Source organism: Streptococcus oralis (genome assembly GCF_003943385.1).
GTDB classification, from domain to species: Bacteria; Bacillota; Bacilli; order Lactobacillales; family Streptococcaceae; genus Streptococcus; species Streptococcus oralis_CA.
Map to the genome: position 1 here is coordinate 67,681 of NZ_RJPI01000007.1, position 13,117 is coordinate 80,797.

Annotated in this window: 8 protein-coding genes; 3 read left to right on the forward strand and 5 right to left on the reverse strand. The window is 40.9% G+C overall.

Going from position 1 to position 13,117, the window contains the following annotated elements; all coding sequences use genetic code 11:
- The first annotated feature begins 73 nt into the window (after window positions 1–73).
- Entirely contained in the window at window positions 74–1,297 is a 1,224-nt protein-coding gene (gene pepT, locus D8803_RS06290; RefSeq protein WP_131200598.1) for a peptidase T, read from the forward strand.
- Window positions 1,298–1,332: 35 nt separating this feature from the next.
- Here pepT and D8803_RS06295 read toward each other — a convergent pair whose 3' ends face one another.
- From D8803_RS06295 to D8803_RS06315, 5 genes are all read right to left on the reverse strand, one after another.
- Window positions 1,333–4,332 carry a pneumococcal-type histidine triad protein gene (locus tag D8803_RS06295; RefSeq protein WP_317842872.1) on the reverse strand — a complete coding sequence of 1,000 codons (3,000 nt, stop codon included), beginning with the start codon at window positions 4,330–4,332 and terminating at the stop codon, window positions 1,333–1,335.
- 13 nt (window positions 4,333–4,345) lie between these two features.
- Window positions 4,346–5,263: a metal ABC transporter solute-binding protein, Zn/Mn family gene (locus D8803_RS06300; RefSeq protein ID WP_131200600.1), complete on the reverse strand. Its 918-nt coding sequence runs from the start codon at window positions 5,261–5,263 to the stop codon at window positions 4,346–4,348.
- Between the two features lie 196 nt (window positions 5,264–5,459).
- Entirely contained in the window at window positions 5,460–7,994 is a 2,535-nt protein-coding gene (locus tag D8803_RS06305) for a pneumococcal-type histidine triad protein (RefSeq protein WP_131200601.1), read from the reverse strand.
- A gap of 251 nt (window positions 7,995–8,245) precedes the next feature.
- On the reverse strand, window positions 8,246–9,979 hold the full coding sequence (gene ptsP, locus D8803_RS06310) for a phosphoenolpyruvate--protein phosphotransferase (protein WP_131200602.1): 1,734 nt from the start codon (window positions 9,977–9,979) through the stop codon (window positions 8,246–8,248).
- Window positions 9,980–9,983: 4 nt separating this feature from the next.
- Window positions 9,984–10,247 (reverse strand): phosphocarrier protein HPr, encoded by a 264-nt coding sequence (locus D8803_RS06315; protein WP_000146948.1) that lies wholly within the window; start codon window positions 10,245–10,247, stop codon window positions 9,984–9,986.
- Between the two features lie 361 nt (window positions 10,248–10,608).
- On the opposite strand from D8803_RS06315, the gene nrdH reads away from it, so the two are divergent.
- Window positions 10,609–10,827 (forward strand): glutaredoxin-like protein NrdH, encoded by a 219-nt coding sequence (gene nrdH / locus D8803_RS06320; RefSeq protein WP_000259241.1) that lies wholly within the window; start codon window positions 10,609–10,611, stop codon window positions 10,825–10,827.
- A gap of 81 nt (window positions 10,828–10,908) precedes the next feature.
- Window positions 10,909–13,068, forward strand: coding sequence for a class 1b ribonucleoside-diphosphate reductase subunit alpha (nrdE, locus tag D8803_RS06325; protein ID WP_131200603.1), 2,160 nt, complete (start codon window positions 10,909–10,911; stop codon window positions 13,066–13,068).
- Window positions 13,069–13,117: the final 49 nt, after the last annotated feature.

The window sequence follows — 13,117 nt, forward strand, 5'->3', positions numbered from 1 at the left end:
TTTTATTTACTCCTCTTTGTTTTTCTCTCCATTCTATGATACAATGAAAAAAATGATTATTAAAGGAGTTTTTATGTTTTATCCGAACCTTTTGGAACGCTTTTTAACCTACGTTAAGGTCAACACGCGCTCTGATGAACACTCTACTACTACTCCAAGTACGCAAAGTCAGGTTGACTTCGCAACCAATGTTCTTATCCCTGAAATGAAACGTGTTGGACTGCAAAACGTCTACTACTTACCAAATGGTTTTGCTATCGGAACACTGCCTGCCAATGATCCAGCTCTAACACGTAAGATTGGCTTCATCTCCCACATGGATACTGCTGATTTTAATGCCGATGGAGTGAATCCTCAGGTAATTGAAAACTACGATGGGGGTGTGATTGAACTAGGGAATTCTGGTTTTAAACTAGATCCTGCTGACTTCAAGAGTCTTAAGAAATATCCAGGACAAACCCTCATCACAACCGATGGAACAACCTTGCTAGGTGCTGATGACAAATCAGGTATTGCTGAGATTATGACTGCCATTGAATATCTAAATGCTCATCCTGAAATCAAACACTGCGAGATTCGTGTCGGCTTTGGTCCAGATGAGGAAATCGGTGTTGGTGCAAATAAATTTGATGCAGAGGATTTTGATGTGGACTTTGCTTACACGGTTGATGGAGGACCACTAGGGGAACTGCAGTACGAGACTTTTTCAGCAGCTGGTGCTGAGCTTCATTTCCAAGGACGCAATGTCCACCCTGGTACTGCTAAAGGACAGATGGTCAATGCCCTTCAGCTAGCAATTGATTTTCACAATCAACTTCCAGAGAATGACCGACCTGAACTGACAGAAGGTTACCAAGGTTTCTATCATCTCATGGATGTGTCAGGTAGTGTTGAGGAGGCGCGTGCAAGCTATATCATTCGCGACTTTGAAAAAGATGCCTTTGAAGCGCGTAAAGCAGCCATGCAGTCTATCGCTGATAAGATGAATCAAGAACTTGGTAGCAACCGTGTCACTCTAAAACTGACAGATCAGTACTACAATATGAAAGAAGTCATTGAAAAAGATATGACTCCAATTACCATTGCCAAAGCCGTTATGGAAGATCTTGAAGTCACACCAATCATTGAACCGATTCGTGGTGGAACAGATGGGTCTAAGATTTCCTTCATGGGTATTCCAACTCCGAATATCTTTGCTGGGGGTGAAAACATGCACGGACGTTTTGAATACGTTAGCCTTCAGACCATGGAGCGCGCTATAGATACCATCATTGGTATCGTATCTTATAAAGACTAAAAAGACGAGGTAGCTCAGCTACTTCGCCTTTCTTTTTATTCGTTTGATTGAGCACTTGGCTCAGACTCACTTTTCTCTTGTTTCTCGCTTGCTTGAGGAGCAGCTGTTTCACTGTCTTTCTCAGACTTAGATTGGCTAGCAGTTTCATTTGATTTTGAACGAAGTTCTTGATTCAAGCTAATAATCTCTTTAGCTAGAGCAAGGAGACCTTCTTTATCACTACTTTTGGCTGCTAGTTGATCAAAGAGTGCATCGACACGTTCAAAGTCAGCATCTGAACCTTTGTTATCTTCCAAGTACTTGTGAAGAGACATCAGAACATTATAAAGTTTTTGATAGATAATCACCGTTTGTGGATCTTGCTCCGCCTGTTTTTCTTCCCTCTGGATAGTTGTCGCAATGCGGTTCAAAAGTTCCTCAAGCTGTGTTTTGGCTTCATCAAAGTCCGCATTTTCTTTTTCTGCGGCTGCTTTGATATTGGCTACTTCTTCAGCTAAGGATTGTTTGACACCGTCTTCTTTGACACGTGCTAGAAGTTGCACAGCTTTGGTCAGAAGAGCATCCACTTCTTCCTTCTTGACCTGGCTAACCCGCTCTTCTGGCATGAAATCACCGTAGAGTTCTTTTAGGAATTCGTAGATAGCTGTCTTAGCAGTTTGGCTGTCCACTTTTTCCGTATCCAGAATGGTTTTGCCAGCTTTTGTAGAAACTGGTTTGTCTTTGAGAGCTTCTTCCACCTCTAGTTTAGTTTGGTAGATGGTTGGGAATAACTTGTTTAAGTCGGTTGCTTTGAGGAAAGATTGCGACTGGTAAAGTTCCCAAGTCAGCTTGGCAACACGGTTACGAAGTTCTTCTCTAAGACGACCATCAGATACATGTTCGTAGAAGTACTTGATGTACTCTACTGTTGTAACTCCTGTGCGATCGCGGAAATCTTGCAAGGCTTGCAGTTTCGCTTCAATCGCATCCAACTCTGTCTCATCTTGTGCTAACTTCGCACCCTGCAAATGTAGTAAGAGATCCTTCTTAGGCAAACCATAAGTATCTGTATCCAGTGTATTGATCTTATCTACAAGGGCTTGGTATTTCTTGTCCAAAGGTGATGTTTCAACTGGAGAAACATTTTGATCCACATGGATATATTGCTTATCAAAGAGATCCAAGGCTGCTAGGTAACCAGCAGTTGAGTTAGTCGCCAATTTTTTCATATTCTCGGTAAATTGACCCAAAGCAAGCTCCACACGTCTTTGCATGATAGGTTGGTCCTTGTAGAGACTTCTGCTATCTGCTAACAGTTGATCCACTTTAGAAAGAACAGTTTGCTCGTCAAAAGCCCCAGGCTGATAGCTTGATTGTAAGGTTGGAATCTTGTTCTTTAAGGCTACCTCATATCCCTTGGTCTGAATCTTAATGTAGTGATTGTGATCACCATGAGGAATGACAAAACTACCATTCTCAACTTGCAAACTATATGGAGATACATTGTCACGTAAAGCAGTTGTAAAAAGTTCATTTAAGAAATCAAGTTCAGGATCACCTGTCTGTAGCGGAATACGAACATGTTCCTTACGAACAGCATACGGGTGAATATGAGTAGGATCATAGGCTTGATCCGGATTTCCAAAGACAAAGAATCCATTTGAAATACGAATCGCTTCGAGCGGTACTCCGTAGGTCTGTGAGATATACTTGATTTTTTCTTCATCGCTAGCATCTCTTGAGAAACTTTCCACAGTCTTGGCAAGTGGTTGAACAGGCTCAGACTGATGATTTTCTTTCAAGTGATTTTGGGCAGCTTTAATTTGAGCTTCAGTCAAGTCCTTCTTAAAGAAATAATGAGCGTGATCTCCGTGAGAAACTACAAACCCTTGCTCATCCTCACTGATAACGCGATCAGCTGCAAAGTCATGATCATGTTCTTCACCATGATGATGGTCTTGCTCCTCTCCATCGTGGTCATGATGATGGCCTTGCTGATCAGGATGTTCTACTGGTTTACTTGGTGTTTCCAAAGGTGCTGGTTTCCCACTGTCGCTAGCAAGAGGAATCATACGCGCAATTTTTTCTTCCAAAGCAGAGAGTTTGCTATAAGGAATGAAATGATAGTGATTTCCATGAGGAATCGCTACGCCACTGGGTGTTCTGCTTGAAATCTTAGCTGGATCAAAAATCAAGCCATCCGATTCTGCATAACGTTGATTACTTGGAAGAGCATAGAGTTGCTGCAATAGACTCTGAAGGCTCTCTTCTGGATTGCTTGGTATTTCGGTATGTTGATTAGGATTAGTGGTTTGACTGGTTCCATTTTGGCTTGGACGATAGTCAGTCACACTCGGTTGCTTTCTAGTTCCAGAGAGATAGGCTTGAGCAGCTGCCAATTCGCTAGCAGACAAAGAACTCTTTGGAATATAGTGATAATGTCCTTCGTGAGGAACGATATAAGCATCACCAGTGTCCTCTATAATATCAGATGGATTAAAAATATAGCCATCATCGGTAGTATAGCGTCCTTGTGATCGTGCAAGTGTCACTGCACTGTTAGAAGTTGGCGCATCGTGAGTATGACCTTGTTTTTGGCGTTCGATCTCATCTTTCGTACGAACGTTATCTGCATGTGCCACATCCTTAAGGTAAACATAATACTTACCATCCACTTTTATAATGTAGCCACCTTTGATTTCGTTGACAATATCAGCGTCTTTCAGTTGATAATTGGCATCTTTCATCAAAAGTTCTTCACTGAAAATCGCATCAAAAGGAACTTTCCCATTGTAATAATGGAAGTGATCACCATGTGAAGTCACATAACCTTGATCGGTAATTTTCACGACAATTTGTTCTGCCTGAATATCTTCTTTTTTGCTAACTTGATCTGGTGTCTGGGTCTCTGTTTTTTGAGAGTCTTGCTTCCCATCAACGTAAGATACACGGTTATTATCTTTGTTTCCTTCTACCTGATGTTGGTTCAATGCATAGATGCAAAGGCTTAGGGAAAGGACAAGAGCCGATCCTGCTACAAGGTATTTCTTCTTCATTTTCATTATCTCCTCATTTTAATTCTTCTGCAAGAACATTCATATTTTCTTCTAGGTTTTCTAAGTAAGTTTTGTCGTTTTCAGGGTCTGCTTCCAAAGGATTAAGAGTTTTCAGACTGATTCCTGTTGATTTGACTAAGGTTTCAGCAACTTTAGAGGAAGCATTGCTTTCAGTAAAAATTGTTTTGACCTTATAGGTTTTGACAAATTCTTGGATTTCTGTCAACTGTCTCGGACTTGGCTCTTGTTCAGGGGAAATCCCAGCTATACCAAGTTGTTTCAAACCAAAGCGTTTAGCGAGGTATGAAAAGGCTGTGTGTTGGGTAACAAAGGTCTTTTGGCTCGCTTTTTCAAAAATAGGCTGGTATTTCTTAGTCAATTCTTGGGCTTTAGCGATAAATTTCTTGGCATTTTTTTGATATGTTTCCTTATTAGAACTATCTAATTCAGACAACTTATCCGCAATAATCTGCGCTTCTTCGCCTGCTTTTTCAGGATCTAACCAAGTGTGTGGGTCGTAAAGTGTTTTTTCATCAATCCCATCACCAGCTTCTACATCTTCCAAACCTGGTACACGCTCCAATGTCATCCCTTCAGAAGCTTCTAAAACTTTTACTTTTGATTTTTTCAAATTTGGATCCAGACTTCCCGCCCAAGACTCCAGTGTATGCGAGTGGTAGACAAAGACATCCGCATCATAGATGGCAGCAATGTCATTCGCTGAAGGTTCATATGAGTGAATTCCACTACTTGACTGAATCATCCGAACATCATTCAAGTCACCTGATACCTCTTTGACCATGGCATAGACTGGATAAAAACTTGTGACAATCTTCATCCCTTTTGCTTCTTGTTTTTCTTTTTGACTACATGCTCCTAAGACAAGAGCCAAAAAACTGGCCATCAATAATAGGATCGTTCTTTTTTTCATCATTACTCCTTAACTAGTATTTAACCATTTAATTAACTAGTAAATAGTTTATCTTTATTTACACTATATGTCAAGTTATTTTGCACATTTCCATGAAAAAAATGAGAACTAGAACTCACATTCTGCTCTCATTTTTCGATTTTATCTTTTCTAGCTCTCCTATCCTGTTTTTAGAAGTTAGAAAATGTTGCTACAACTACTTACTCTCCCTTAACAAAGCCAATAATTTTTCAGCTTCTGCCATAATGGTATTGTTGTCCTGGGCACCAAATAGCAAGTTATTTTTTAATCCCGTGAGAGTTTCTTTGGCATTGGACTTGATAATTGGATTCTGGATTTTTGCAAGTAAATCTTCAGCTTCTCTCAGTTTTTCTTCAACCTTTTCAGTTTCAACCTGAGGCTCTTCTTGTTCCTCTGGCGATTCTTCTTCTGGCTCCTCAGTTGGTTTTGGAGACTCTGGTTTCTCACTCTGAGGTTTCTCTTCGCGAGGTTTTTCTTCCTCAGGTTTTTCTGTACGAGGTTTCTCCTCTGTTGGTTTTTCCGTTTGATTGGTATCAGCTTGACCATTTTGGTTTCTTTGAACATGGTCACTTGCATTTCCCCAACCACTATCTGAATGCGGACGTTCGCTTGGATGTTCAACATAGTATTTTACAGTCGCAAAGAGATCTTCTAGAGTATGACCCTTAGGTGCCTCATAGAGTCCTTCGTCAAACCACTTAAATTTAATGTTATGGTAATGGTCATAATGAGGTATGATTAAACTACCGTTTTTGACTTCCACAGTATGTTGAAGATTGTAAGGAATACGATCAAGTGGCACCTTCTTAGCTGCTTTCACGCGGTTGTAGATAGCTTCTGCTCCTTTTGCCTCAGTATTTCCTGAATCCTGATGGTCTGTCGAAGGAGGGGTCAAACCTTTCTCTTTAGCATAAGCCTGGGCTGCCGCTCTTTCAGCTTCAGACAAACTATCTTTCTTAATCCAATGACTATGGGTCATATGTGGAGTTACATAGGCATCCCCCTCATCACTGGTGATATCACGAGGATCAAAGATATAACCGTCTTCTGTTGTATACTTACCTGCCAGCTTGGCTACTTGAATCTCATCATCAGTGTAGGCAATTTGCGCATTTGCTTTTCCTAAACGTTCCGGATGACGAATCGGTGCTAAAAATGCAAGGATATCATCCACTAACTTGACTTTATCACTTGAGGCATCATTGAGACGTTCCAAGAGTTTATCCAAAACGTCAAAATCAGCTTGGCGCCCTTTATTATCAAGTAAGTCTTGATGAACTCTTGCTAGTAAGTCATAAGCCTTATTGTAAAATTCTCGGTCTCTAGATGGAAGGTTAATTTTCTTAGATCCAAGCTTATGAGTTAAACTTTCTTGCTTTGCTAGTTTACTATCAATGGCTGCTGCTGTTTCTGCGGAAAGTTCCTTGGCAGGAATATAACGTGAGGTTCCATTCTCCTCAAATACATAGCCATCAGCTACTTTTCGAACTGCTTGTTTGACCAATTTTTCGTCAATGGGATTACTTGGAGATGGTTGAGGATTTGGTGCAGGTTGCGGGCTTGGACTAGGTTCCGGAGTCTGTTGTGGACTTGGTTCTGCTGGTCTTGAATCCGGCACCCAATGATTCGAACGATAGCGAGGTGGGATGATGCGAGCGATTCGTTCTTCCAATTCAGACATCTGTGAATAAGGGATGAAATGGTAATGGTTCCCATGAGGCACTGCAACCCCTCTGGCTGTGCGACTTGTGATTTGTGCTGGGTCGAAAACAAGGCCATCAGATTCCACATGTCGTTGGCTCAAAGGCAGTTTGTAGAGCTGTCTCAAAAGACTATCAATGTCATCACTTTGACTTACTTGGCTATCGTTGCTACTGTTGTTAGCTGTGTTCGTGTTCGTATAGCCACTGCCTTGGTTATTATAGGATGGGGTCCATCTATCTACATCACTGCTAGCACTGTTGTTATTGGTACGGCGATAAGTAGGCGTATTCGATTGACCACTTCTACCAGATAGAAAGGCTTCTGCAGCAGCCAATTCGCTGGCTGATAACTCACTCTTAGGAATGTAATGGTAATGGTTGCCATGAGGAACGATATAAGCATCGCCAGTATCTTCAATGATATCAGAGGCATTAAAGATATAACCATCATCTGTGGTGTAGCGTCCCTGTGAACGTGCCAAGGCTACCGCACCATCGTTTGCTGAAGTTCCTCCTTCACGATGCTGACTATGCTCTTGTTTTTGCCGATTGATTTCTTCTTTTGTACGGACATTATCCGCATGGGCTGCATCCTTAAGGTAAACATAGTATTTTCCGTCCACCTTGATTACATAACCACCCTTGATTTCACTGACAATATCTTCGTCCTTGAGCTGGTAGTTTGGATCCTTCATCAGCAACTCTTCACTGATGATAGCATCATAAGAAACCTTACCATTGTAATAATGATAGTGGTCACCATGTGAAGTGACATAGCCTTGGTCTGTTATCTTGATGACGATTTGTTCGGCATTGATGCCTTCTTTTTTACTGACCTCATCAGGAGTGAGATTCTCCGTTTTTTGCCTTGCTTGTTTTCCATCTATATAGGAAACACGATTATTTTCCTTAACCGTTCTGGCTTGATAAAATCCCAACTCATAAGAACAAACACTTAAAATCAAGGCTACCGCAGAACCAGTAAGGTATTTCTTATTAATTTTCATCGAAACTCTCTTTCTTTTTGATATTTCTAGTTGCAATTCATTTCTAAATTGCAGAAACTCCTCTCTAAAAGTTAACTGGTTAATAGTTTACTCCTAAATTTTCAACTTGTCAAGGATTTTATGAACCGGTTAAGTAATTTTTTATTCTGTAGCACTCCTTTGTCTTCAAAAGGCTTCATATAAGGCGTTAATCTTGATAATTCTTTAAAAAATCAAAAAATCCTTGCAACTTAGTTGCAAGGACTTTTCGATTAATCAAAATTAACGTATTCTTTTTGAAGTTCAAGAACTTCTTCCATCGTTGAGCATTCTGTAAGGGCACGGTTTGCGTACTCTTCCATCTTAGCTGTGTCGAGTTTCTTCATCAAGCTACGTGTACGAAGTACAGATGTTGCTGACATAGAGAACTCATCCAAGCCCATTCCAACAAGGAGCGGAACAGCTTGTTGGTCACCAGCCATCTCACCACACATACCTGCCCATTTACCTTCAGCGTGAGCTGCTTTGATCACATTGTTGATCAAGCGTAGGATTGATGGGTTGTATGGTTGGTAAAGGTATGAAATTTGCTCGTTCATACGGTCTGCTGCCATTGTGTATTGGATCAAGTCATTTGTACCAATTGAGAAGAAGTCAACTTCTTTAGCAAATTGGTCTGCAAGCATTGCTGCTGCTGGGATTTCAATCATGATACCAACTTGGATATTATCCGCAACTGCAACACCTTCAGCAAGAAGGTTTGCTTTTTCTTCGTCAAAGACTGCTTTCGCTGCACGGAATTCTTTCAAGAGCGCAACCATTGGGAACATGATACGCAATTGACCGTGAACAGACGCACGAAGAAGGGCACGGATTTGTGTGCGGAACATAGCATTTCCAGTCTCAGAGATAGAGATACGAAGGGCACGGAATCCAAGGAATGGGTTCATTTCGTGAGGCATATCGAAGTAAGGAAGTTCCTTATCTCCACCGATATCCATTGTACGAACGACAACAGGTTTACCGTTCATTCCTTCAAGTACAGCCTTGTAAGCTTCGTACTGCTCATCTTCTGTTGGGAAGTCTTGAGAATCCATGTACAAGAACTCTGTACGGTAAAGACCGACAGCTTCAGCGCCATTGTCATTGACACCTTCAACGTCTTTTGGAGTACCAATATTGGCAGCCAATTCAAAGTGTTTGCCATCAGCAGTTACTGTTTTGGCATCTTTCAAGAGAGCCCATTCAGCTTTTTGCTTCGCATAAGCTTCACCAGCTGCCTTGAATTCTGCTGCTTGCTCATCAGTTGGGTTGATAATAACCTCACCAGTGATACCGTTAACGGCAAGGATGTCACCATCTTTAACGATTTCAGTGATGTTGTTTGTACCCAATACAGCAGCAATTTCAAGTGTACGCGCCATGATAGCTGAGTGGCTTGTACGTCCACCGATGTTTGTTACAAAAGCTTTAACAAAGTTTTTGTCCAATTGAGCTGTATCAGAAGGAGTCAAGTCATGTGCAATGACGATCACTTCTTCATTGATAGAAGCTGGGTTAGGCAATTTTTTACCAAGAAGGTTTGCCAATACACGTTTTGTCACGTCGCGGATATCCGCTGCGCGTTCTTGCATGTATGGGTTGTCTTCCATACCTTCAAAGATAGTGATAAACATGTCTGTTACTTCTTTCAGACCTGCTTCTGCATTCACTTTCTTCGCACGGATAGTTTCTTTAATCTGGCTGATCATTTCTGGGTCAGCAAGCACCATTAAGTGAGCGTCAAATACTTGAGCAGCTTCTTCACCGAGCGTACCTACTGCTTTCTCACGAATAACAGAAAGCTCGTCTTGTGATGCTTTTAGAGCGGCATCAAGGCGAGCTTCTTCTGCGTTTGTATCTTCGACTGTAACAGTCTCAAATGACAAATCCGGTTGAACGAGTAGATATGCTTTTGCAACTGCAACACCGTCTGATGCTGCGATTCCTTTAAGCATTTCTGTCATTTCCTTATGCCAATCCTTCTTTTTCCATAGTTTCAGTGATAGCAGCGATTGCGTCGTCAGCATCTGCACCTTCAGCTGAAATTGTAACGTCAGCTCCTTGACCAACACCAAGACTCATAACACCCATGATAGATTTAAGGTTTACTGATTTACCTTTGTACTCAAGAGTGATATCTGAAGCAAATTTGCTAGCTGTTTGAACCAACAATGTTGCTGGACGTGCGTGAATACCTGTTTCTGCCACTACGTGGAAATCTTTAGAAGCCATAGTTTGACTCTCCTTTAAGTGTTTTCTATTTGAGTTATAAGTGATAACCCTTACAATAGTGTATTATATCACCTTCAAGATAATTTTTCAAGTATTTTATGGACTTTCTTCAATTTCCTTTCAGATAACTTGCTGAAAATCTTCTATATAAATTACCAACATACAGGATATAGTTTTTTTGTTTTAATAAACTTTGATAGTTCAATGAAAACGCAATCTTCATCAATTGCATTACACTATATATAGTGTTCTATTTTTAAATATTTTTATCTAAAACACAATATTTAGTCAAAATTGTTTGACAAAGTTTTTTTTTCTGATATACTAAGAAAGTAATCAAATTTTATGAGGAGTTACGAAAATGGTAACGGTTTATTCTAAAAATAATTGTGTACAATGTAAAATGACCAAACGTTTCTTGGATAGCAACAATGTCGCTTATCGTGAGATCAATCTCGACGAGCAACCTGAGTACGTCGATCAAGTTAAAGAGCTCGGTTTCAGCGCAGCTCCTGTTATCCAAACACCAACTGAAGTTTTTTCAGGCTTCCAACCAGGAAAACTGAAACAATTAGCATAATCTTAGTACATCATCCAGAAGAAACTCGCTTCTAGGGCTAACTTAGAGGCCTTTCTTTTGTAATTAGATAAGGGAAATTTTATGGGATTAAAACATCTTGAGGACGTAACTTACTTCCGTCTCAATAACGAAATCAACCGTCCTGTCAATGGACAAATCATGCTTAATAAAGATAAGGAAGCCTTGGATGCCTTCTTTAAAGAAAATGTAGTTCCAAACACTATGGTTTTTGATTCAATCACTGATAAAATCAACTACCTCATTGAACACAACTACATTGAAACAGCATTTATCAAAAAATACCGCCCAGAATTCTTGGAAGAATTGTCTCAATTTATTAAAGATCAAAACTTCCAATTCAAGTCTTTCATGGCTGCCTATAAGTTTTACAATCAATATGCCTTGAAGACTAACGATGGGGAATACTATCTTGAAAGCATGGAAGACCGTGTCTTCTTTAATGCCCTTTATTTCGCAGACGGTAATGAAGCGATTGCGACTGATATTGCCAATGAAATCATCCACCAACGCTACCAACCTGCTACTCCTTCCTTCTTGAATGCTGGTCGTGCGCGTCGTGGAGAGTTGGTATCTTGCTTCTTGATCCAAGTGACGGATGATATGAACTCTATCGGACGTTCCATCAACTCAGCTCTCCAACTTTCACGTATCGGTGGTGGTGTGGGAATTTCCCTCAGCAACCTTCGTGAAGCTGGAGCTCCTATCAAAGGTTATGAAGGTGCTGCTTCTGGTGTCGTTCCAGTTATGAAACTCTTCGAAGACAGCTTCTCTTACTCAAACCAATTGGGTCAACGTCAAGGTGCTGGTGTTGTCTACCTCAACGTCTTTCACCCAGATATCATCGCTTTCCTTTCAACTAAGAAAGAAAATGCCGATGAAAAGGTTCGTGTTAAGACCCTCTCACTTGGAGTTGTGGTGCCCGATAAATTCTACGAATTAGCTCGTAAAAATGAAGAAATGTACCTCTTCAGCCCATATTCTGTAGAACTTGAGTACGGTGTGCCATTCAACTACATCGATATCACAGAAAAATACGATGAATTAGTCGCAAATCCAAATATCCGCAAGACAAAAATAAAGGCGCGTGATTTGGAAACTGAAATCTCTAAATTGCAACAAGAATCTGGTTACCCTTATGTCGTCAACATTGATACAGCTAACCGTGCAAATCCAGTTGATGGTAAGATTATCATGAGTAACTTGTGTTCTGAGATCCTTCAAGTTCAAGAACCAAGCTTGATCAACGATGCTCAAGAATTCCTTCAAATGGGAACGGACGTTTCATGTAACCTTGGTTCAACCAACGTGGTCAACATGATGACGTCACCTGACTTTGGTCGTTCTATCCGCGCTATGGTTCGTGCCCTTACTTTCGTTACAGATAGTTCACACATCGTAGCTGTCCCTACTATCGACCACGGAAACAGTTTGGCTCACACCTTTGGTCTTGGTGCTATGGGACTTCATAGCTACCTTGCCCAACAACTGATTGAGTACGGATCACCTGAGTCAATTGAATTTACAAGCATCTACTTTATGCTTATGAACTACTGGACCTTGGTTGAGTCAAACAATATCGCTCGTGAACGCGGTATCACCTTCCACAACTTTGAAAAATCAGACTATGCTAACGGAAGCTACTTCGACAAGTATGTGACAGGCGAATTTGTTCCAAAATCAGACTGTGTCAAAGAACTCTTCAAAGACGTCTTTATCCCGAGTGCTACTGACTGGGCTGAACTTCGCGAAAAGGTGCAAGCAGATGGACTTTATCACCAAAACCGTCTAGCTGTTGCTCCAAATGGTTCCATCAGCTACATCAACGATGTTTCTGCTTCTATCCACCCGATTACGCAACGTATCGAAGAACGTCAGGAAAAGAAAATTGGTAAGATCTACTACCCTGCCGCAGGTTTGTCAACAGATACTATCCCTTACTACACTTCTGCCTACGACATGGATATGCGTAAGGTGATTGATGTTTACGCGGCTGCAACTGAACACGTGGACCAAGGACTTTCCCTCACTCTCTTTATGCGTAGTGACATTCCAAAAGGTCTTTACGAATGGAAGAAAGAAAACAAACAAACGACACGTGACTTGTCTATCCTTCGTAACTATGCCTTTAACAAGGGTATCAAGTCTATCTACTACGTCCGTACCTTTACAGACGACGGTGGGGAAGTTGGTGCTAACCAATGTGAAAGCTGTGTGATTTAATTTTTATTTGAGGCAACCACATTTTCTCAGACTACTGATTAAGTTACCC